The organism is Rhodococcus sp. PML026, from assembly GCF_000963615.1.
Lineage (GTDB): Bacteria > Actinomycetota > Actinomycetes > Mycobacteriales > Mycobacteriaceae > Rhodococcoides > Rhodococcoides fascians.
The window spans coordinates 956,956-980,200 of sequence record NZ_KQ031376.1; the positions used below are offsets into that span (position 1 = coordinate 956,956).

The 23,245-nt window shown below is 63.3% G+C and carries 15 protein-coding genes and 1 pseudogene; 11 read left to right on the forward strand and 5 right to left on the reverse strand.

Going from position 1 to position 23,245, the window contains the following annotated elements; genetic code table 11:
* Positions 1 to 34: 34 nt before the first annotated feature.
* Positions 35 to 814, reverse strand: a complete 780-nt coding sequence (locus tag VF34_RS24040) for an SGNH/GDSL hydrolase family protein (protein ID WP_197077500.1) — start codon at positions 812 to 814, stop codon at positions 35 to 37.
* 90 nt (positions 815 to 904) lie between these two features.
* Between VF34_RS24040 and VF34_RS24045 the strand changes: the two genes are divergently transcribed.
* The 4 genes from VF34_RS24045 (at position 905) to VF34_RS24060 (ending at position 8,440) form a co-directional block, all read left to right on the forward strand.
* Entirely contained in the window at positions 905 to 1,465 is a 561-nt protein-coding gene (locus tag VF34_RS24045; RefSeq protein ID WP_032369174.1) for a PadR family transcriptional regulator, read from the forward strand.
* A 95-nt stretch (positions 1,466 to 1,560) separates the two neighbouring features.
* Complete coding sequence (locus VF34_RS24050) at positions 1,561 to 1,971, forward strand: nuclear transport factor 2 family protein (protein ID WP_032374883.1); 411 nt, start codon at positions 1,561 to 1,563, stop codon at positions 1,969 to 1,971.
* A gap of 908 nt (positions 1,972 to 2,879) precedes the next feature.
* Positions 2,880 to 4,571 (forward strand): hypothetical protein, encoded by a 1,692-nt coding sequence (locus tag VF34_RS24055; RefSeq protein ID WP_032374884.1) that lies wholly within the window; start codon positions 2,880 to 2,882, stop codon positions 4,569 to 4,571.
* Between the two features lie 314 nt (positions 4,572 to 4,885).
* Positions 4,886 to 8,440 carry a DEAD/DEAH box helicase gene (locus VF34_RS24060; protein ID WP_080733372.1) on the forward strand — a complete coding sequence of 1,185 codons (3,555 nt, stop codon included), beginning with the start codon at positions 4,886 to 4,888 and terminating at the stop codon, positions 8,438 to 8,440.
* Positions 8,441 to 8,461: 21 nt separating this feature from the next.
* Here the strand turns inward: VF34_RS24060 and VF34_RS24065 are convergent, their stop codons facing one another.
* Complete coding sequence (locus VF34_RS24065; RefSeq protein ID WP_231578266.1) at positions 8,462 to 11,998, reverse strand: DEAD/DEAH box helicase; 3,537 nt, start codon at positions 11,996 to 11,998, stop codon at positions 8,462 to 8,464.
* A gap of 1,055 nt (positions 11,999 to 13,053) precedes the next feature.
* On the opposite strand from VF34_RS24065, the pseudogene VF34_RS25670 reads away from it, so the two are divergent.
* The 5 genes and pseudogenes from VF34_RS25670 to VF34_RS24090 form a co-directional block, all read left to right on the forward strand.
* Positions 13,054 to 13,299: pseudogene (locus VF34_RS25670) on the forward strand (hypothetical protein); the annotation flags it as partial.
* Between the two features lie 86 nt (positions 13,300 to 13,385).
* Positions 13,386 to 14,459, forward strand: coding sequence for a GGDEF domain-containing protein (locus tag VF34_RS24070; protein WP_032374740.1), 1,074 nt, complete (start codon positions 13,386 to 13,388; stop codon positions 14,457 to 14,459).
* Positions 14,460 to 15,377: 918 nt separating this feature from the next.
* Complete coding sequence (locus VF34_RS24080) at positions 15,378 to 16,547, forward strand: CoA transferase (RefSeq protein ID WP_032374742.1); 1,170 nt, start codon at positions 15,378 to 15,380, stop codon at positions 16,545 to 16,547.
* Positions 16,544 to 17,935, forward strand: coding sequence for an amidohydrolase family protein (locus VF34_RS24085; RefSeq protein WP_032374743.1), 1,392 nt, complete (start codon positions 16,544 to 16,546; stop codon positions 17,933 to 17,935). The genes VF34_RS24080 and VF34_RS24085 overlap by 4 nt, the downstream gene beginning before the upstream one ends.
* 57 nt (positions 17,936 to 17,992) lie before the next feature.
* Positions 17,993 to 18,838 (forward strand): acyl-CoA thioesterase, encoded by an 846-nt coding sequence (locus VF34_RS24090; protein ID WP_052063075.1) that lies wholly within the window; start codon positions 17,993 to 17,995, stop codon positions 18,836 to 18,838.
* Here VF34_RS24090 and VF34_RS24095 read toward each other — a convergent pair.
* Genes VF34_RS24095 through VF34_RS24105 form a run of 3 tightly spaced genes read right to left on the reverse strand, consistent with a single transcriptional unit; the run spans position 18,835 to position 21,482 of the window.
* Positions 18,835 to 19,980: a thiolase family protein gene (locus VF34_RS24095; protein ID WP_196249575.1), complete on the reverse strand. Its 1,146-nt coding sequence runs from the start codon at positions 19,978 to 19,980 to the stop codon at positions 18,835 to 18,837. The genes VF34_RS24090 and VF34_RS24095 overlap by 4 nt on opposite strands.
* A complete protein-coding gene (locus VF34_RS24100) occupies positions 19,977 to 21,089 on the reverse strand; it encodes an enoyl-CoA hydratase/isomerase family protein (RefSeq protein WP_052718710.1) in 1,113 nt (370 codons plus the stop codon). The genes VF34_RS24095 and VF34_RS24100 overlap by 4 nt, the downstream gene beginning before the upstream one ends.
* Positions 21,090 to 21,482, reverse strand: coding sequence for an acyl-CoA thioesterase family protein (locus VF34_RS24105; RefSeq protein ID WP_045842087.1), 393 nt, complete (start codon positions 21,480 to 21,482; stop codon positions 21,090 to 21,092).
* Between the two features lie 104 nt (positions 21,483 to 21,586).
* Here VF34_RS24105 and VF34_RS24110 point away from each other — a divergent pair, with 104 nt between their 5' ends.
* On the forward strand, positions 21,587 to 22,516 hold the full coding sequence (locus VF34_RS24110) for an alpha/beta fold hydrolase (RefSeq protein ID WP_032374745.1): 930 nt from the start codon (positions 21,587 to 21,589) through the stop codon (positions 22,514 to 22,516).
* A 76-nt stretch (positions 22,517 to 22,592) separates the two neighbouring features.
* The coding region (locus VF34_RS24115) for an amidohydrolase family protein (RefSeq protein WP_045842088.1) at positions 22,593 to 23,245 on the forward strand (653 nt) is incomplete at its 3' end.

Below are 23,245 nucleotides of genomic sequence, written 5' to 3' on the forward strand. Positions count from 1 at the left end.
TTCACCAGGTCTGCTCGCGTCGGTTCGCCCGGCTCTACCCGAGTACCGCGGTCAGCTCCGGCCGCTTGGCCGTACGACTGTCCCCCGAGGAGCGTTTACGAATCCGACGAGTCAACCACGGCGCGAGGAACATTCCGGCCCAGGTGAGGTCGGCGCGAACTCGGGAGTGCAGGCGCGGTCTGGCAAGCGGTGCCAACGGAAGATTCCATGCGTCGGTGGCACCCGGTAGACCGAGGGCGTAGGCGGCGGCCGCCGCGAGCCGCGCATGTCCCGTCTCGTTCAGGTGCAGTCGGTCCCAGCTCCACAGCCGGGGATCAGAGGCCACGTCATGCTTCTCGAGGTCGATCACGACGACATCGTATTCGGCTGCGACTCTGCGAATCTCGGCGTTCAGCTCGGTCATACGCCTGGCGATGACGGCCCTTCCGGGGACCGGGTGAGCGAGGCGGGGAAACGTCATGGTGATCACTGTGCAGTCGGCCGCTCGGAGCGCGGCGAACATTGCGCCCACTTCACCTGCCACGGTCCGCGCATCGAACTGCGGTCGCAGAATGTCGTTGACACCCGCAGCAACGGACGCGATCGTCGGCTTCAACGCCAAAGCGGCCGGCAATTGCTCGGCCTTGACCTGCGCGGCCTTACGACCACGTACCGCGAGGTTGGCATAGACGACCCCGTCTGCGCCCTCAGCCATGTGCTCGGCGAGCCGATCGGCCCAACCACGAAAGCCCGTGTCGTCGTTGCCGTCGTTCAGCCCTTCCGTCTGGCTGTCGCCCAGGGCTACGTATCGCAATTGTTTCGTCTGATCCACCACGTCCACCGTTCTTTACCTCGACGTCAATATACAACAAGTTGTCTAATACCTGGCCCGCCCGCCGCCTCGCGACGGGTACTGTCCTGGATCATGTCGCTACGTGATGCCGTGCTCGCCGCACTGGTCGACGGGGAGATGTCGGGTTACGACCTGTCCAAGGCGTTCGACGCAACCGTCGCCAACTTCTGGACTGCCACTCCCCAACAGCTCTATCGCGAACTCGATCGAATGGATCGAGACGAGGTGATCTCGGCGCGATTGGTCGAACAGGACGGTCGACCCAACAAACGCCTGTTCAGCCTCACCGACAAGGGACGCGCAGCGCTGCGCCAGGTGAGCCATCGGCAACCGAAGCTTCCGGCCATTCGCGACGAGCACCTGGTTGCGATCCACGCTCTCGAAGCCGGGGACCTCGAGCCGATGACCGATGCGATCCGAGAACGAATGCAGCTCTCACGAGACAAGCTGGCTCGGTACGACCGGATGGCGCACCGCCTGCTCGACGGACGTACCGAGACCGAGTTCCTGGCCACCGCCGATCGCATCGGCCCGTATCTCACCCTGATGCGCGGACGGATGTTCGAGGAGGAATCGCTTCGCTGGGGTGCCCGTGTCCTCGAAGTTCTCGACACCCGCGCGGGACGCAGATGAAAACGCCGATCACCCATTCATAGTCGCAAAATTGTGTATGGTTCGGTCACCAGCCGAGGGTGTCTCAGGCCCTGGCCCCACCCAGGAGATGACGCGTGCAGCAGTTCCGACAGGCCGTCGAGGCCAACGATCACGACGCCATGGCCGCCACCCTGGCCGACGACGTCGTCTTCAGCTCCCCCGTCGCATTCAAGCCGTACCACGGCAAGGAGCTGACCGCGGCGATACTGCGCGCCGTCACCCGCGTCTTCGAGGACCTTCGCTACGTGAAAACCGTCGAAGACATCGGCGGCCGTGATCACGTCCTGTTCTTCGAGACCCGTATCGACGACGTGACCGTCTACGGCTGCGACATCCTCCACCTGAACTCCGACGGCCTGATCGACAATTTCACCGTGATGGTGCGTCCGCTGTCGGCTGCGCAGGCACTCTCGAAGGCCATGGCGACAGAATTCGCCGCCGAAATGGGTTCGATGGCTTCCGTGGAGAAGCAAGACGAGCAGTGATACCGGGCTTGTGGAACGAACAGAGCCGCGCACCTCTGGGTGCGCGGCTCTGATCAGTATTGGGTGACGGTGTTCGCCAGTGCGCCTCTCGGCAGGTGGCCGCTCGTAGCGGCTGATGGTTGGTACCCGGGGCATTGGGATCGAACACCGTCGATGGAGTCAACGACGACTCGTCTCCTCGTATTCCGCCTCGTAGCGATGTGGTGGGCCCGCGGTTGCGCAGCGAAGACTTGAATCCACGCCCCCAATCGGAATCGACACCTCCTACGAAGGGTGTGGATTCCGACGAAGAGCGTAGATGCGGGCCGTCCGCTCGATCAGCTCCCCCGTTTCGGATACCTGACTCCGATCGCCGTCGGGTATCCGAAACCGAGGAGCCGATCCGCGACGAAACGCAAAAACTCCGATCCCAGGGACGGAATCGGAGCCAAGAGAGCCTCCTAACGGGATTGAACCGTTGACCGCTCGCTTACAAGTATGTTGCGAGACAACCAGATACGTCCGGATGGAACCATCACAGATACTCTGAACTGCGTCAATCGTCCAATCAGCACCACCCGAATCCACCGTCGTAAGTCCCGACATGTGACACGCTCGTGACACCGAAGAGCAAGGCATCAGCGACCGCACCCCGCACGCAACTACCGATGGCGATTCGTCAGCACGGCATTGCGTCGAAGATTTTGTCGGGCCCCGCCTGCACACTGTCTGTCATGGTCACAGATCCCCACCCGCCCGATCCTGGCGAGGATCGAAAAGTTAACCAGCTGAATGCTGAATCAGAGGAGTCATCCAAACCCGACGACGAGAAGCTTCATCAAGCGGCGGACGCCCTCGATAGCGTGGCGGAACACGATTCTGAGTACCGCCGATACGCCGCTGCTCGTGATGTCTTTGTCGACCACCGTATGGTCGACGATGAGAGCGATGACACCGACAGCGGCAACCACCTCACCTTGGAGCACCGCGCTGCATGGTGGTCGCTGCGGTATCAACTTGATTTCGACAGGTCGTCGGGAAGCGAACGCGTTCGATTGCTCCCCGAGTTCCGCGGACCCGACAGCACCAACCCACCCGACACCAGGTCAGTGGACTCGACCATCGTTGCCACGTGGGGAGGTCTCGCAGGACTCGTCCAGCACGCCCCGACCCGAGCACGACTTCACCACTTGCTCTTCCAGGTCGGCGGCAGGGACAGACTCAACCACGCGCGTGCCGCAATCGCCGCATACATCGACGCGTCCGCACTAGAAGCGCGCAACTACGACGCCGTTGCGGATTGCCGGGCTGCTATCCGGCTCAGTCGGGCTATCGACGACGACACAACATTGAGTACGTCCATCGACCAGCTCTGCGTCCTCGTCGAGCGGATCCTCGGACAGGACGATCCACCCTTCGGGTCCGTGGTCAGCGCGCTGATCACACTCACTGGAGAGGGCAGTCCGGGAACCACCGCGCGCTTGTTGGCCACAGCCGAGAAGAAGTGGCCCGACCCGACTCAACGAGACCGCATCCTCAACCTCGCCCTCGAGGCCGCCACGTCGCCTTCGGAGCGCGCCGAAATCTGGCGACGCCGAGTCCACACCTTCCTCGACAAGGCGGACAGCGAAACCAACAACATCATGAAAGCGACCCGCCTCCACCAGGCGGTCGAACTGGCAGAGCGCTCGAATGACCCAGTGCTTCGCAACGAAGCCACCGTCCGCCTCCAACAGGTCCGAGAGCTCGACCTGGAAATGATGCACCTCACCGCATCGTCGCGTCAGTTCCAGGAGGAGTGGGAGTCGTGTGTCGACGCAGTTCTCGGCGCTGACACATCGCCGAGACCGACCGCCGAAGCCGGAGATGCGCCCGACGAGCCCTCAGCAAACTGGTCGGAGGCGCTGTCTGCGTTCGCGTCGTTCACCGCAGTCACTGGACCCATCGCCACCACCGAACGCCGCGTCCGAGAGCAATACGCCCTCGCTCCCCTGACCGCCCTATTCTCGACTCAACTGCAGACTCCAGAGGGTTTGCCACTCTGGGCCCCGACGACCGACGCGGAACGTCTCGACATGGACATGGTGAAGTGGGAAACCCAGCTTCTCGGTCATTGGGCACCGATCTTCGCCGCCGCCCTCCATGAGATCGTCCACCGCTTCGGCACGCCGCCAGCCGAGAACCTGCACCATGTGCTCAACGTTGGTCCCGCGATGACCAGCGACACCTCGACTCGGTTGTGCCGCGCACTGTTTCGTTTCTGGTCGGGCGACCCGGAAGCGGCCGCGTACACCACAACCCCAGTGATCGAGTCAATGCTCCGCACTGCAGTAATTGCCGCCGACCAAGGCATATATCGACTGCAACAGGGACAGTCGCCAGGCCAATACGTCGGCCTGGGAGTCATGTTGAACCTTTTCTGCACCGAGTACGACGTCCCCGAAGACGATCGTCGGATGTTCAACGCCATATGCAATAACCCAGCCGGCTGGAATACCCGAAACCTTCTCGCACACGGCTACGTGAAAAACGTCGACTCCGGTGTCGCCGCGGTACTCATCCACATCGCCCTGCGAATCGTGGTCCTGGCCGCGAATAAAACGCAACCGACACCTGAATGACGACTCCGGTCGCGATCGATCACGATCCGTGCGTGCGTGCGTGCGTGCGGGGACGATGCCGCGGAGCGCGGCTTAGTCGTAAAATACTACTTCGGCATTGGCTTTGAAGGCGCGGGCGATCGTACTTGCGGCCGTCCACTGTTCGCTGCGATTCCTGCGACGCACCTACAAAGCTGTCACGCCCACCGCCCTTGCTCACGTGCGCCAAAGTGGGTTCGTATAGGCGCAGGTGCGCGCCTGATCTCGAGCTCGAGCTTCGGGTCAAACCCGTGAAGGAAACGAGCCGGTCGGCAAGGACGGTTATCGTCTCCAGGATGGGCACATTCGCCACCCTGTACGGCAACCTCTCCAAGGACAACCACATCCGGGGCAGGCAGTTCGAACGCATCTGCAAGTGGTACCTCGAGAACGACGCGTACTACCGACAAACTGTTCGCAATGTCTGGCTCTGGGACCACTGGGAGCACAGATGGGGCAGCGACGCCGGTATCGACCTCGTGGTCGAAGACAACGAAGGAAAACTCTGGGCGGTACAGGCGAAGGCATATGCCTCGGATCGCGCCGTCAGGAAGAACGACGTCGACAAGTTCCTGTCCGAGTCGTCCAGGAAGCGGTTCCACTATCGCCTCCTCATCGCAACCACTGACCGGATACACCACGTCGCACGGAGAACTATCGACGCCCAGGAGAAACCGGTCGGCTTGATCGGCCTGGCCGACCTCCAAACTGCCGAGATCGACTGGGCGGAGTCCCCGGACCTTCTACATCCCATCCCACCACCGCAGCCGGCCCTACCGCGCGATCACCAGACCGAAGCGGTCGACAACGTCGTGGACGGCTTCCAGAACGCCGACCGTGGTCAGCTCGTCATGGCGTGCGGTACAGGAAAGACGCTCACGGCTCTGTTCATCAAGCAAGAACTCCACGCGCAACGAGCCCTGGTTCTGTTGCCGTCCTTGTCCCTGCTGAAGCAGGCGATGGCGGTATGGAGGACGAACGCGACCGAACCGTTCGAGGCGCTACCAGTCTGCTCCGATGAAACCGTCACCCAGGACGACGCAGCCTTGGCGTACACCAGCGAGCTGTGCCTCCCAGTTCAGAACGACCCCGCCGAGATCGCCGAGTTCCTTCAACGCAGTGGACCACGTGTGGTGTTTTCGACGTATCAGTCCTCGCCGCAGATCGCGAAAGCATTCGCCCTCGGACAAGTCCCGCACTTCGACCTGGCCATCGCGGACGAGAGTCACCGTGTCGCGGGCGACGAATCAACTGTATTCGCAACGATTCTCGACTCGAACGCCATCGCAGCCCGCCGGCGGCTGTTCATGACGGCGACACCGCGCTACTACACCGGACGGGTGCTGACGGCGGCGCGTGGCTCGGAGATGGAAGTCGCGTCGATGGACGACGCCACGAAATTCGGGGAGGTGTTCCACCGTCTGAGTTTCGGACAAGCCATTCGACGCGGACTACTCACCGATTACAAAGTCGCTGTCGTCGGGGTCGACAACTCGACATTTCGTGAGTGGGCGACCAACGGCGTTCTGATCCGTCGACAGGACCAGGACACCGACGCACGTACCCTCGCCAGCCAGATCGGGCTTGCGAAAGCGATGCGAAAATATGACCTTCGCCGCGTGATCAGCTTCCACTCCCGTGTGCTTCGCGCCAAGCGGTTTGCGGCGGAAATGCCCGACATTCTCGAATGGATGCCCGCGGAGCAGCGGCCCCCGGGAACATTGTGGACCGGGTTCGCCTCGGGCGAGATGTCGTCCGGCGAGCGGCATGTCCGCCTTCAACGTCTTCGTCACCTCGATGATGGGGAGCGCGGATTGCTTTCCAACGCAAGATGTCTCGGCGAAGGCGTCGATGTTCCCACCCTCGACGGCATCGCCTTTATCGACCCGAGGGGCTCGGAGGTAGACATCGTTCAGGCCGTCGGGCGGGCAATTCGGCTGGCCGAGAACAAAACCGTCGGAACCATTGTCATTCCAGTATTCATCGATACCGCCGCGGATCCCGAAACCGCACTCAAAGATTCATCATTCAAGTCGGTCTGGCGTGTCGTTACTGCTCTGCGCTCTCACGACGAACAGCTGGCGGAGCAGATCGACGAGATGCGCCGCGAACTCGGCCGCACGGGTGGGCGCGCACGCATTCCGGATAAGATTCACCTGGACGTGGCGCACACCGTCGGGAAGGCATTCGTCGATGCGTTCGATGTTCGTTTGATCGAGAAGACGAGTGCCCCCTGGTATTTCTGGTACGGGATGCTGGAGCAATACGCCGCAGACAAGGGCACCTCAAGGGTGGCCGTCGACTACGTCGTCGACGGGTATGCGCTCGGGCAATGGGCGAGCGTCCAACGGATCGCTTTGACTAACAAGACCCTCAGCGACCACAGGCGGTCCGCGCTGGATCGACTCCCCGGGTGGACGTGGGACGTACTGGCGGATCAATGGAGTACATGGATTCAACTCATGGAGAATTTCGTAGCCGAACATGGCCACGCCGACGTTCCTTTTCCATACGCGGTCGGTGACTTCAACCTCCGGAGCTGGGTTGCGACACAGCGTGGTCTGTACAAACGAGGTGAGTTGCCTGAAGAAAGGACACGGGAGCTCGAAGCACTATCGGGTTGGGTGTGGGACACCCGTGAAGTCAATTGGGCTCAGAATTACCAGGCATTGAGGACCTTCACCGAGCGAGAGGGACGTGCGCAGCCTGCTCCGCGCTTGGTCGTCAATGGTGTGAGGCTCGGGCAGTGGGTTGCGTCGCAGCGAACCCACCGTGACGAGATGTCCGCAGCTCGGAGAGCGCTCCTGGAGGCTCTGCCGGGTTGGTCCTGGACGCCACAGACCGAAAAATGGGACCGCGGATACGGGATTCTTCTGACTTTCGTCTCACGCGAAGGCCACGCACGCGTCCCCAACAACCACGCGGAGAACGGCTACCGGCTCGGAAAATGGGTCACCGTCCAGCGGAAGAATCGAGATGACTTACCCGAAGACGACCGGGAGCGTCTGCAGTCGTTGCCTGGTTGGGTGTGGGACGCACGAGCCGCGATGTGGCAGCAGAAGCTCGAACTGCTCAAGCAGTATCAGAGACGAGAAGGACATGCTCTCGTTCCGCAAGGCTTAAAGGAAGATGGGGCGAACATCGGCAGCTGGGTTCGAGAGCAACGGGCCAACCGCGCCGACATTACGCAGGAACGCCGGGACCTGCTGGAAGCGGTACCAGGATGGTCATGGGATCCGTTCGCCGAAGCGTGGGAACTGGGGTACGCCGCGGTCACCGCCTTTGCCGAGCGCGAAAGGCACACTAGGGTCCCTCGCGGGTTTGTTGCCGCCGACGTCAACCTGGGGGTCTGGGTCGGCGAGCAACGGACAAACCGCACCGCGATGACTGAGGACCGAAGACGCCGATTGGAATCTGTGCCCGGATGGACCTGGAACGCCAACGATGACTCCTGGACGCAGCACCTTGAGCTGCTGCGTTCCTACGCACGAAGGGAAGGCCATGCAAACGTTCCGGTCGACTTCGTCGAGGACGGCCTGAAGATCGGTCAATGGGCCAGGCTCCGTCGGCGTGAGCACACAAGACTCGACTCTGACAAACAAGCTCAGTTGGAAGCCATACCCGGCTGGTTCTGGGGCACAAAAATCGATCACATCTGGAACCAAAAATTCGAGATGCTAGAGCAATATGTCGCCCGCGAAGGGCGCATCAAGCCCCCGGACGAACACATAGAACAAGGCGTGAAACTCGGCTGGTGGGTTCGGGAGCAGTGGCGTGGGAGGGACAACATGAAAGCCGAGCGATCAGCAAAACTGGAGTCTTTGCCGGGCTGGAACTGGGGCAACGGCTAACCATCGAACGGGTGAACGGAGTTAGTTGCGGGACCGGGGTACGGCGTTCCACACCCAACCGGATAGCGCCGCAAGCCGTTTGCAACGGTCTTCACTGAGCCGACCCTTGGCCCTGCCCTGACGTTGCCCGGCAACCCAGGTACCAAGTTTGAACCCGCTAACGTTTGCGTAGGTCTGAGGCGGGCTCGCATGTCCGTTCTGGTCGACGTATTGCTTGAGTTGTAGGTATGCCTCTTCCCAGCGAGTGTCGTGAACTGACACGGTCCACCCAGGCATTGCCCTCAGCTTGGCCTGCCGCTCCTCAGGGAGCGAGTCCCACCGTGCTCGCTGAGTTACGACCCATTGACCCAGTTTGAAGCCGTCTACTTCGTGTCTTGCCTTCACCAGGGTGTCGCCATTCTCCTCGGCGTACGCAACGAGGTGCGCGTAACCTTCCTCCCACTGAGTATCCGCAACATTGCGCGCCCACCCGGGGATGTTCGCTAGCCGCTGCTGTTTCTCACCGCTCAAGGTTTGCCACTTCGTTTTCTGATTGGCCACCCAGGATCCGAGACGTTTCCCGTCTTTGGTCACGTATGCCTGTGCAACACGAGCCGTCCCGTGTTGCGCCACATAGACTTCGAGCAGCCGAAACCAGTTTTCCCACGAGTCATCCCGTGTGTTCGGCGACCATCCAGGAAGTCGTTCGAGCCGTTTACGTCGCTCGTCAGCCAACGAGTCCCACGTCGACCTGAGATTGCTCACCCACCCGCCGAGTTTGGCACCATCCGCCGTGACATAGGAGCCTGGTACTCGTGCGTCTCCATGCTCCGCCACGTACGCCTTGAGGCTGGTGAACCACTCCTCCCACCAGCCCCCTCTCGCATCCAATGTCCAGCCCGGGAGCTCGGCGAGTTTGTTACGCCGCCCCGCAGTCATCTTGTCCCATGTACGGCGTTGAACGCTGACCCATTTACCCAAGGCGTAACCGTCATCTGCATCGTACGACTGCAGAACCTCTGCACTGCCGACTTTCTCGACGTACGCCACGAGATGCCGGTAGCCCGTATTCCACTTTTCTTCGACCGCGTTAAGTGTCCACCCAGGAAGGTCCCGCAGTCGTCGCCGTCGCTCGTCGGTCAGCTCGTCCCAATGGCGCCGCTGGCGGCGGACCCATGTCTCGATATCGATGCCCTCGACGGCCAAGCCTCTTGGTGGATTCGCGTGGCCGTGCTCCTGCACGTACTTCGCGAGCGCTGTGAATGACTTTTCCCACAGAGCGGTTCGGGCATCCAAGGTCCACCCGGGAAGTTCCTCGAGCCGTTCCTTGCGATGAGTCTGCACGGCGGACCATTTGCTGCGCTGTTTACCGACCCATTTCCCGAGGCGGTACTCGTCGTCGCACACGTAGTCGTCGCGGATCTCGGCAGTACCATGCACAATGACGTATTCGCGGAGGTGCCGGTATCCGTCTTCCCACTGATCTGCCTTGGGGTCCCAGCTCCATCGCGGTAGGGCTTCGAGAAGTTGTTGCCGAATTGCGCTCAGGCGGCCCTTCGATCTGTGGGTGCGTTGTATCGAGACCCAGGTACCGAGTCGGTGGCCGTCGACAGTGTGCGTCTGCAGTACCGCCGCGTCTCCGCGCTCGTCTACGTACCGTTCCAGGAGTCCGAACCAGAAATCCCATGGCTGCGCCGTCTGTTCGACGAGTCGGGCATCGAACGCTCGGGCGAAGTCTTCGCCGATCTGAACGGGCATGTCGAGGTGTATCTTGTCCGGCACTCGCGGTGCGCGCCCGAGTCGGCCCATGTCGCGGCGAAGCGTATCGATCTGCTCGGCCAGGTCGTCGTCGTGTGCCCTCAACGCTTTGATGATGTCCCACACCGGCTTGAACGCGGAATCATTTAGTGCTGCTTCGGGATCCGCGTCGCCGTCGACGAAGACGGGGATGACGATGGTGCCGATTGCCTTGTCGTCGGCTCTCCGGATTGCCCTGCCGACCGCTTGTACGATGTCGACTTCGGAGCGGCGCGGGTCGATGAATGCGACGCCATCGAGCGTCGGCACATCGACCCCCTCGGCGAGGCACCGGGCATTGGCCAGCAGGCCGCGTTCATCGTCCCCTAGGTGAGTGAGCTGCTGGAGCAAGACGTGGCGCGCGCCGGCAGACATCTCCCCCGATGTGTGGGTCGACCACAGACTTCCGGACGGGCGCTCGATGTCCGGCATCCACTCGATCACCGAGGGCATCTCGGCGGCGAAGGTCCGGGCACGAGCCACCCGAGAGTGAAAGCTGATGACTCGCCGAAGGTCGTACGTGCGCATCGCCTTCGCCAGCCCGATCTGACCGGCGAGGGAACGTGCGTCCGTGACGTCCGCGCCCGAGCGGGCCACTAGAGTGCCGTTCTCCGTGTAATTGCGGTAAGTGGCGTCGTCGACCCCGACGATCGCTACCTGGTAGTCGGTGAGAAGGTCACGGCTGATCGCTTCGCTGAACCCGAGTCGATGGAATACCTTTCCGAAAATGGTCTCGTCGTCCATCGAGGCGACTTCGAGATCAACATCGTTCGCGGCTTTGATGATTCGCCCGGTGAAATACCGGGGTGTGGCGGTCATAAAAAGCCGGCGGTCCGCCTTGATCCGCGTGCCGTCGAGCACAGTCGAGAAAGGCGACGACTGCTGACCGGTACAACGGTGCGCCTCATCAGCTATCACCAAGTCGAATGGTGGCACGTCGGCGAGCGTGAACGCTTCGGCAATCTGTGAGGAGGACTGATAAGTGCACAGGACGACTCGGGGGCCGGACTGCCTGCGCAAGAATTCAGAAATACCGACGGGATCCGTCGTAACCGGTAGGCCGAGTTCGCTCACGTTCTCGATCGGGCTGTCCTCGGTACGTGACACGGTCTCGTCGGAGCACACCGGCAGCAACTCGACTGGCGCCTGTGTCTGCCACACCCGCATCGTCTGCTTCAGGAGAGAGAGTGACGGGACCAAGATCAGCGTGCGCTGCGCGTCGAGCGCCGTGCTGATGAACTGCGCCGTGAGCGTCTTTCCAGTCCCGCACGCCATGATCAGTTGCCCGCGATCAGCGGCGGCGAACCCTGCGACCACAGCATCAATTGCCTCACGTTGATAGTCGTGTGGTCGAGCAGGTTTCGGTCGTGGGGATGGTTGCAACGACGTGGGGTCGGGCGGCCACGCGACGTCTGCCGTGACAAGATCGCTGAGGCCCAGCAGTCCTACCGGCTTCTCCTGGGCGTCGATAGTTCTCCGTGCGACGTGGTGTATCCGGTCAGTGGTTGCGATGAGGAGGCGATAGTGGAACTGCCTCCTGGACGACTCGGACAGGAACGTGTCCACGTCAGCCTTAGTGACGGAGTATTGCGCGCCGTAGGCCTTGGCTTGAACCGCCCACAGCCGCCCCTCCTGATCCTCCGCAACCAGGTCGATGCCCGCGTCCGCACCCCACCGTCCAGGCCAGTCGTCCCACAACCAGACACGTCGGAGGACGTTGCGATACTGGGGATCGTTCGCCAGGAACCACATGCACAGGTCTTCGAACTGCCTACCCCTCACGCGCGGATCCGCAGAACAAGCCGCGAGGAGATCGGTGAATGCGGGCATGGTGAGAGAAGATACCCCGGGGCCGCCGACAATCAGCGTTACCGACTCACCGCGCACTCACCTTGCTCACTATGCAGCCCGACCAGCGCGTCGACATTCACCTGTGAGCGAGTCGCACCGGCGTACCAAAGAGAACTCTCGGCACTGTGACCGACCGAGGACCCAACGCTGACGGACAATGACTTCCGAATCCGGACTGCGGTGCACAACGGACTCGGCCAGGTTCGATCAGCTTGTCCAGCTGTGACTTCCAATCAAAGTGTTGAGTAAGTGTTGAGTGAGTTCCAGGGTCGAGCGTCCTGCGAAGTCTCACGCAGTCCAACAACGTCTGCCCGGTTAGCGGGCCCGGTGCCACCTAGGCTGAGCAGTTCCAACTGGTCGGTGCGTCGACGAGCGCGGAGGTCCGACGACGCAGCAGGTGACTGCGAGTGTTGGCACCGATCTCGCCGTGCGAACACGATGGCCTCGGGCGCGCCCGACGTAAACCGCAGTTACCGCACCGTCAAGAAATGTTGACAAAGCTCCTGACCTGGAGCGGTATGCTCGACGACCACAACGCGATGGTTTAAACTCAAGTTTCAAGAGTTGCGCTCTTTACGCCGATCATCTCGCCGGTATTCTCGAGCTGCTTAGGCGCATGCAGAAGATTGCCGCAAACCCCGTACGGGTCACCCAGGCCGAATTTTTGTAGGACGTAATCATCTCCTAAGCACGGCTACGTGCTCAACACTGTGAGTTGAGTTCGAAAGCTCTCAGTCGCAGTGACGCCCTCGCCTTCGAGCGACATGCTGCTGACCGCGCTGCCCCATGCGGGCCGGCTGAGAACGCAAAGGCGTGGAAACCAGCCTTTACCTTCGAGGACAATTGCCAGACGGCATAGGCCGCGTCATCGACGCGCGACCACCGCTCCTTGCAGCCTCAAGATCGAGACCCACGCAACCTCAGCAACCAGTCCAGTAAGCAGGTGCCGAGGTCCTCGAGAGTGCTCATCAACGCGATGCCCTCTCGGCACGAGCTCCGGGCACGACAAGAACCAGCGCGGAGCCTTCATCGAACTAACATAGGGCGGAAAGGAACCCGTCACCATCGGCAGTCAAACCCGAACCTTTCTCGTAGACGGCGACGAGGTGATCATCGCCGCCAGCGCACCCGGCCCGAACGGCACCCGCATCGGCTTTGGCGACGTGATCCGGAGTGAGGAAAGCGGATTGCCGCCGAGGTGGAGCCTGCGCGGTCTGTGTCTGCTTCAATGAATGCGGTCACCCAGGGACGAGGGGTCGGCCCGGTAGCCTACCGGGCCGCGGTGGCGTCTACTTCGAATGACAGGCCGAACGCGAGCATGCGTGAACTTCGACGATGGTGGGACCATCCCGCCGACTACGCCTGGACCACTGCTTATCACCGCAGCAATCCCCTTCTCCGCCGCGCCCACATCGCTGTGGGTACTTGGTGCTGGCTGTACGCGGTGTTGTGCATTCTCGTGGCATACACACCTGACGGGATCCCTGACGGCGTCGGGCGGGTGTTCGCGCTCGTCGCCGCGGCGACCAATGCCGTCCTCGGGGTGATGTGGATCCGCGGTCCCTGGCCCACCAAGACCCTCTCACGGGTGTACGTGCTCTACCTCGAGATCAGCGCGACCACATCGCTGCTGATGTGGTCGCACCCAGAGGTCGCGTTGGGGTTCGCAGCAGCATTGGGAGTCATCGGTAGCTACGTCGCGACTTATCACAGCCCGAAAATGTTTCTTGCTCATCAGGTGTGGGCCGTCGCTGTCGTCGCAATCCTGTTCGCCCGCGCGATCACCGCGCCGGATTCCGATATTGTCCTCGCCTACGCCCACCTGCTTCTGCTGATACTCGTGTTGTTCTCCGCACCGGTTCTCACTCAGACGCTCCTGTTGTTTCTGCGCCGCGATGCCGCCACGGCCTTCTACGATCCGCTCACCGGACTGCGCAACAGACGCGGACTCGACGCGGCAATCGCCGAGTACGGCAATCAGGCGGGAACGGCGACGGTCATGGTGATCGACCTCGACGACTTCAAACGGATCAACGACCGATTCGGCCACACCCACGGCGATGTCGTCCTGCGCGCGGCCGCCAATGCTATCCACACCGTGTTCGTGCATCCGGCGATCACCGCCCGCTCGGGCGGTGAAGAATTCGTGGTACTCACCCACGTCGATCCCGCAGTCGCGGTCGAAAGCGCCGAAGCGCTGCGAGAGCACTTCGTCTCGCACGCCGACGCTGGAGCAACAGTGAGTATCGGTATCGCACACACCGACGCTGCCACCCTCCTCACTGATTTCGAGCAGACGTGCAGCCGGGCCGACTCGGCAATGTACACCGCGAAACGCGCCGGCGGTGACACTGTTCGCGTCGACACCGCCGGTGCAGAACCGCGCACATGACCGAGTCGCCCGGAACGCACCCAATCTTGTCGCGGAACGGGCGACGAGTGCCTGGACTGTAGTAACGGTGCTGTGCCGAACCGCGGCGTACAAGGCAAGTGTGCCGTCGCTGCCAATGTCCGGCGCAGACGTGACCTGCGAGCTGATTGCCGGGTCGAGAGTTGCCCGGTGATCACTTTGCCGGAGGCCAGGAGGAGGTCGTCGGCACACATACAGCCCTATCGCGTCGCAACCGTCAGCGGGGGGCTGTTCTGGTGCCCCTGCTGGACGCTGATGGTGATTTCATCGAGCGACGTGAGCGTGCGGTGGGTGGTTGTGCGGCCCTGCCGGGCTTGCATCGCGGTCCTGCGTTGGCCGACGAACCGTTCTTCAGTGGTAGCTACCAACGCGCCGATGTAGGTCAGCACGGCTCTGGCCGCGAGCGCGTGAGGCAACGGAGATCGACAGACAGTCCGGACCTGAAACTCACAGGCACCTCTCCGCCTCCAAACCAGTGGGAGGAGGGCTTCACGGAAGCGTTCCTTCGTCGGCGCAACATCTTTCGGATAGGCGTCCAGTCATTCGAACGATGGGCACGACGCCGGTCGTAGTCATTCGATCAACAGGCAGGCTGGGCAGCGCATATCCAGCCACTAGCAACAAATTTCGTCAGCGTTTCGCAGCGTGGATGTCGTCCGCGGGGGTGCCCACACCGGCTTCGGTGGTCGTCGACTGCACCGTTGAGTACGAGCGCCGATTCTTCGGTCTTCCTACCTGCACCGCGATCACTGAAGAAAGCACACTCTGTCCACCTCGTTAGCAGTGAAAAGATGCGGTGCAACCTCCGCCTAAGCCCTGACTGGGTGCACACATGGACTCTGGCAGCGTACGAGTCTGCATTCTGTGAAAGCCGTGTCCTCGCAGCCTAAGCTGACGGTCATGTCCGCTTTTCAATCCCAGTGCGACTGGTCCGAGAGTGGCATTGTCGAACTCACCGGCCGGGTCGACGGTCCGGCCCTGTTGCCGCCGGGTGATGCTGCGTCGGCTGCCCGGGCGCTGACCCGACATATAGACACCGCGACGGGTGGACGGGTTTGCCTGGATGGGGCGCGCCTGCTCGCCGAACGAGCGGCGTTCACGGGTTGGACGCGTGCGGGTGCCATGTCGCTGGGAGGCCGGAGCAGGTTGCTCGAATCCGCCGACGGATGGGCGGCTGTGTCCTGTGCCCGACCCGACGACGTTGCGCTGCTAGCCGCACTGATCTCGGCCGAGATTGGCGAAGACCCGTGGCCCCCGGTGGCGAAATGGATCGCCCGGCACTCGAATGCCGATTTCGACGACCGCGCCGAGTTGCTGGGGATCGCGGGCGGCTCGGTGGGCTGGAGCCCTCCGTCCGCTCCGCCGCAACCGGGACCTCCCCGAGACGTCGACGGAATGCTGGTGGTCGACTTCAGCGCGCTGTGGGCTGGGCCGCTGTGCGCACATCTGCTCGGTCTGGCTGGCGCACGTGTCGTGAAGGTAGAAACTCCGACGCGGCCCGACGGCGCCCGTCGTGGCAACGCCGAGTTTTACCGCCTGTTACACGGTGGGCATAGATCCGTCATCCTTGACCCAACCGCACCTCGGGAGCGCCGCAGGCTCCAATCTCTGGTCGCTGCAGCCGATATAGTCATAGAGGCGTCCCGCCCTCGCGCACTTGCCGCATTCGGGCTGGACGCGAAGGAGCACGTACGACGCGGTACGACCTGGATCTCAATAACCTCGCACGGCCGACTACGAAATCGAGTCGGATTCGGTGACGACGTCGCCGCCTCGAGCGGACTGGTGGCCCTGGATGACGACGGAGCACCTTTGTTCGTCGGCGACGCGATCGCGGATCCCCTGGCCGGACTGACGGCCGCTGCCTGCGCGATGTCCGGTGCGGGCGGCCGCATGTGGGATATCTCGATGTCAGCGGTGGTGAGCGCGACCCTGGCGGGTCCGACTGTTGCACCCTCACGACCGGCACCGGGTCTCGCAACACCACCGCAGTACCGCGCGCCGACGGGCTCTGCCCCTGCACCCGGAGCCGATACCGCCGAGGTACTGCGGGAACTCGGTATCGCATGAGCGACATACTGTTTCGCAATGCTGAGGTCGACGGGCGATCGGGCACCGATGTGCTGGTGGTGAACGGAACGATCGTGGCGATCGGCCCGGATCTACGCCGCAGCACAGCCCACTCCATCGACGCTCGCGGTGGCGCGCTCATTCCCGGTCTCACCGACCATCATCTGCACCTGCATGCGATGGCCGCCGACGCGGACTCGGTTCGATGCGGTCCGCCTGCGGTCCGCAATCGAACCGAACTTGCCACGTCACTGGGACGGGCGAGTGCACGCGGCGGATGGATTCGGGGCGTCGGGTACATCGAGACCGTGGCAGGCGAGCTGGACTGCGCGAGTCTCGACGCCCTGTACAGCGCGTCGCCGGTGCGCATCCAGCATCGTAGCGGGGCGATGTGGATGCTCAATTCCGTTGCCGTGCAGCAGGTCGGACTTGCATCGGCGGATCATCCGGGAATCGAACGAACCGCCTCCGGCGAGCCGACGGGTCGATTGTGGCGGGCCGACGACTGGCTCCGCACCCGCTTGCCGAGCACCGGGCCACCGGACCTGACGGAGGTGAGCCGCACACTCGACGCATTCGGAATCACCGCGGTCACCGACGCGACTCCAGACCTGACGCCCACCTCGCAACAGGCAATCGCGGACGCCGCCGGATCCGGTGCGCTTCGCCAGCGAGTGCACCTGCTGGGCAGTCCCATCGAGGGCCCCAGGCCCCCGAACGTGACGGTGGGTCCGTACAAGATCGTGCTCGCGGACTCCGATCCACCGGACCTCACCGAGCTGGCGGCGCTGATCGAACACATTCATCGGAGTGGGAGAGCCGTTGCAGCGCACTGCGTCTCACGGGAGAACCTGCTGATTCTGCTGCTGGCGCTCGATCAGGTGGGGGCGGTCCCCGGGGACCGCATCGAGCACGGCGCACTGACTCCAGAGGAGTCGATACCCGAGATTCGACGCCACGGCCTCACGGTCGTCACGCAGCCCGGTTTCCTCGCCGATCGGGGTGACGACTACCTTCGCGATGTCGATCCACGGGACGTCGGCGATCTGTACCGGTGCCGCTCGCTCGTCGACGCCGCTGTGCCCCTCGCACTGTCCTCCGATGCGCCGTACGGGCCGTCGGATCCGTGGGCGAACATCGCGTCCGCAGTGAGGCGGCGTACCGCCACCGACGCGGTTGTCGGGCCGCACGAAACTCTGAGCGCAACAGCAGCTCTCGCCGCATATCTGGCACCCGCGGACGATCCTGGAGGAGCCCCGCGCACCGTGCACGTCGGCGCTCCGGCCGATCTGGTGCTACTGCATCTACCCCTCGGTGCCGCGCTCGAAGAACCCTCGGCCGAGCACGTTCGCATGACTCTTCCGCACGCATCGGACGCGAACCCGTAGCCCAGCGCAGCACTATGGTAATAGTTACGGTAAGTGGCGCTGCAGCGTCCCTGCCCGATGACCAGCCGAAACGAGACCGCCGTGACGCAGATCGACAACCCGAACGGCTCGCGCACCCCGAACGAGGCCGGCACGACATCGCCCGTGTCCCTGGCCCAGATCTTGCACGTCGATCGAATGCACGGCACCACCTTTCGATCTACCTTCGTCGAGGACACCGGTTACTCCCTGTTCGGCGGCCAGGTCGCAGGCCAGGCACTGATCGCGTGCGGATCGACCGTCGAGACGGACCGGCACGCGGACTCGCTGCACTGCTATTTCATCCGAGGCGGCCGGACCGACATGCCCATCGACTTCGCCGTCGAAATCGATCGAGACGGGAGAACGTTCTCCGCCCGACGCGTCGTCGCCTCGCAGGACGGTAGGGCCCTGTTCACGATGTCGGCGTTGTTCGCAGCACACGGTGAAGACGATCCCACAGCCGAGCGCTCCGTCCCCGATACCGATGTGTCACAGTACGATCGGTTCGAGACTCCGCCGCCAGGGTTCGATGTACACCTGCCGCAATCGTTGCAGCCCGGAGCGCTACCGACCGACTTCTGGGCCGTTCCGCACGCCGCTCTGCCCTCGGAGAATTCGTTGATCCACGCCGCGGCACTGACGTACATGTCCGATTTCTCGACTCCGCTGACACCACCGCGTGGATCGGACCGGCCGGTGGGACCGAGCCTGGACCACGCCGTGTGGTTCCACCGCGTTCCTCGGTGGGTCGGCCCGGTCCGGGTCACCATGAATTCGGGTCCGGTGCACGGCCGGCGGGGGTGGTACACGGGCACGGTGGCCGACCGGTCCGGCACCATCACCGCCAGCTTCGCTCAGGAGATGATCGTCGCCGGGGACTAGAGCAGTTCCAGGATCGTGGCGTTGGCCTGTCCGCCGCCCTCGCACATCGTCTGCAGCCCGTAGTGAATGTCGTTGCTGCGCATGTGGTTGATCATGTCGGTCAGGATCCGGGCACCCGATCCGCCGAGGGGATGACCGAGCGCGATGGCACCGCCGTTGGGATTGAGCAGATCGAAGTCTGCACCGATTTCTTTCCACCACGCCAGCGGCACCGGTGCGAATGCCTCGTTGACCTCGAATACTCCGATGTCGCCCACATTCAATCCGGATTTCGCCAGCACCTTCTCGGTCGCCGGGATCGGTGCGCTGAGCATCATCACCGGGTCGGCGCCGGTGACGACGGCGGTGTGGATCCGGGCGATCGGGGTCAGACCGTGCTCGGCGGCGGCCTCGTCGCTCATGATCAGTAGCGCCGCCGCACCATCGGAGATCTGAGATGCGTTGCCCGCGTGGATCACCCCGTCTTCCTTGAAGACCGTCTTCAGCTTGGCGAGGGTCTCTACCGTGGTGCCGCGCCGGATGCCCTCGTCCCGCGAGACGACGCTGCCGTCCGCGGCGGTCACCGGGACGATCTGCGCATCGAAGCGACCGGCGTCCTGCGCTGCTGCCGCCAGTTCGTGCGAGCGCACGGCGAACGCGTCGACGTCGGCGCGGGTGAGCGCCCACTTCTCGGCGATCATCTCCGCTCCGATTCCCTGGTTGGGCGTCACCCCGTACCGCTCCAAAAACTTCGGACCGCTCGGGTTTCCGCCGATGGAGGAGCCTAGCCCGATGGTAATGCGGGACATCGATTCCACCCCGCCCGCCACCACCACGTCGTAGTGTCCGGCGATCACGCCCGCCACGGCGAAGTTCAGCGCCTGCTGGGATGATCCGCACTGCCGATCGATGGTGACTCCGGGGACCGATTCCGGCCAACCGGCAGACAGGACCGCAGTGCGGGCGATGTCGTTCGCCTGCTCACCGACCTGCCCCACACAACCCCAGATGACGTCGTCCACGCGCACCGGGTCGAGCCCGGCTCGGTTGACGAGTTCGCTCAGTACCAGTGCCGACAGATCGGCCGGGTGCACCCCGGACAGCCCGCCCTTCTTGCGTCCGACCGGTGTTCGCACTGCTTCGACGATGACTGCGCCCATCAGATTCTCCTGTTGTTCGGCTCGACGGAGTCCACCAGACCCCAGTCGAGCGCTGTGGTTGCGTCGATGATGTTGCCGCCGAGGATCATCGAGGCCGCTCGCCAGCGGCCGATTCGGCGTGGAACGCTCACTGTCCCGCCCGCGCCCGGGAGGAGTCCCATGGAGAGCTCGGGGAGCAGAAATTTCGAGTCCGGTGCGGCGACGACGCGTGCGGCGAAGGCGGCGAGTTCCAGGCCTCCGCCCATCACCGCACCGTGCACCGAGGCGGTGCACCGGTCGCCGAGTCGTGTTGCCAGCGCATGTATCTGCTCGCCCGGCCGGTGCTGGGTACGGATCAGGTGGGCGGTGGCGGGGTCCGATGCGGTACCGAACTCGGCCAGATCGCCGCCACTGCTGAACGAAGCACCATTGCCGCACAGCAGGACGTCGGTGATCGTCGCATCCATCGTCGCCACCGTCAGAGCGTCGACCAAGCCGTCACGCATCGCTGCGTCGAGGGCATTGTGTCGATGCGGACGGTTCAGCGTGATCACCAGTCGATCTCCATCGCGGCGGAGCTGCACCGGCTCGCCGTGCTCGGCGGTGGGCCGGTAGTTCGCCGCTGCCAACCACCGCGCGTATTCCGGCCCGGCCTGCAGGGTGGAGTACGCGAACGATTCGGCGATCAGGGCCTCGTGCACGGGAAGAGATCGAGTGGCTCGCAGCAGTTGCGACGTCACCGCCGCGGCCATCGGCGTGGCCGCGATCGACGCGGCCATACGTGCCAGCGCGGTATCGAGATCGGTGTCGAGATCGGTGTACAGATGTGCGGCCAGGACGGTCCTGCGGTCGTGGGCACCGGCGGGATCGTCGTGCACCGTGACGGTGAGCGCATCGAGCAACTCGTCGGCGACACCTGCGCCCGGCCAACCCACGCCGATCAGTATCCGATGCGATGCACGCGCTGCAGCGGTAACGGCAACCACGACATCGGCTAACGCCGTGGTGGTGGACACTGTAGTGGACGCTGTGGTGGACAGGTCGATCCAGCTGACGACGTCCGCGGCGGAGACCGGTTCGAGGGAGCCGGTGGACAGCTCGTCCACCGTGTTCAGCTCGAGGGTCGGAGACATCTAGACCTCCAGGACCCGCAGGAATTCGATGAACCGGTCCGAGAGCGGGGCGGGGGCACCGTCGCGGATGTACGCCACTGTGAAGGTGGCGACCGACGCGATGGTGCCACCCTGACCGATGGACGTCTCGAGCGTGAAGGAGGTGCGACCGATTCTGCGCAGCGACACGTAGAAGTCGGCCTCGCCGACGAGCAGCTCACGGGAGAAGTTCGCGTCGATGTTGACGATCACCACATCCGCTGCGGTCAGTTCACCCCCGCTGACCTCGGCCAGCGCGTCGTTCCAGGCGTATCCGGCCACTTCGAGCGCCAGAAAGGCCGGTACGTGCGCGTTGGATACCGCGGACCCGTCCCGCATCGGACGGTGGGTCAACTCTCGAACGCACCTGTACATCGGACGAACGTTACCTCCGCCAATGTGGATATAGCAACGGTATGGCTTTCGATTAGATGATAGTAAGGACTGGAACACCACACCAGACGAGGAAGCAGAACACCATGACTCCGAGCTCTCCAGTGACTCACGACTTCCAGGGCGGCGCAGGCCGGATCGCCGCCGATCGATGGGGCCCCGCGGCCGAGACGTCACGCGGCACCATTCTCATGTTGCACGGCGGCGGCCAGACGCGGCACTCGTGGGACCGCGCGGCCACCCGCTTCGCCGACGAAGAATGGACGGTCTTCACCATCGATTCCCGTGGTCACGGCGAGAGCGCCTGGGACACCGCGGCGCGGTACGGCATGGACGACCTGGCAGACGACGTTCGCGGTATCGTCGATCAACTCGGCGCGGATGCAGGGCACCCGGTCTCCCCGGTGGTGTTCGGGGCGTCGATGGGCGGTATCACCAGCCTCATCACCGAGGGTGAGAATCCGGGCTTCGCACGCGCCCTGGTGCTGGTGGACATCACTCCCCGCATCGAGCCGTCCGGCATCAAGCGCATCACCGATTTCATGACCGGCGCGCCCAACGGGTTCGCGAACCTCGAGGAGGTCGCCGATGCCGTGGCCGCCTATCAGCCGCACCGGGTACGCCCGAAGAACATCGAGGGTCTCCGCAAGAACACGCGTGTGGGCGAGGACGGCCGGTTGTACTGGCACTGGGACCCGGCGTTCCACCGCCTCGGGCCCAACCTGAACAAGCCACAGGACAACCACGATCGGTTGATCCGAGCCGCCTCTGCTGTGGCCTGCCCGACGCTACTGGTGCACGGCGCGCAGTCGGACATCGTGAGTCAGGAGGGCGTCGAGGAACTGCTCGCGGTGATACCAGGATCCCGATCGACTCTCGTCGAAGGAGCCGGGCACATGGTTGCAGGCGATGACAATTCGGTGTTCGTGGACAAGGTCGGTGAATTCCTCGCCGACCTCCCTGTCCTGTCCAGCTCCGCCACGTCCAGGACCGAAGACGCAGCCGCACCCCAGTGACACAGGCCATTAGTTGTGCGTACAGTAAGGCTTACCGGATAGGTGACCAAGATAACGGACCAGAGGAGTAAGGCGCATGCTAGGCGACGATGTACAGATCATTTCGGTCGACGACCACGTCATCGAACACCCACGGGTGTGGACCGACCGTGTGGCGTCGAAGTTCAAAGATGACGCCCCGCGCATCGAACGCGCCGAGGACGGAAACGACTGGTGGATCTACGAGGGTCAGAAGGCCGGTAACTTCGCCCTCAACGCCGTAGCCGGTAAGGATCCGAAGGATTTCGGAATGGATCCGCGGTCCTACGACGACATGCTGCCCGGGTGCTACGACATCTCGGACCGCATCAAGGACATGAACACCGAGGGTGTGCACGCACAGTTGTGCTTCCCCAACTTCGGTGGCTTCGCCGGCTCCACGTTCCAGAAGTCGAAGGACTTCGCATTGGCGAACGAATGCACAAGGGCCTACAACGATTTCATCATCGAGGAGTGGTGCGCCTACGACCCCGGCCGGCAGATTCCGCTCGCCGGTCTGCCGTACTGGGACGTCGAGGAAACCGTCAAGGAGATGAAGCGGACCGCGGACAAGGGCGTCAAGTCCTGGACCTTCCCCGAACTCCCGGACCGCATCGGCTTGCCGTCCTGGCATACCGATCATTGGAACCCGGTGTTCGAGTTCGCCCAGGAAGCCAACATCCCGCTCTCGCTGCACTTCGGCTCCGGCGG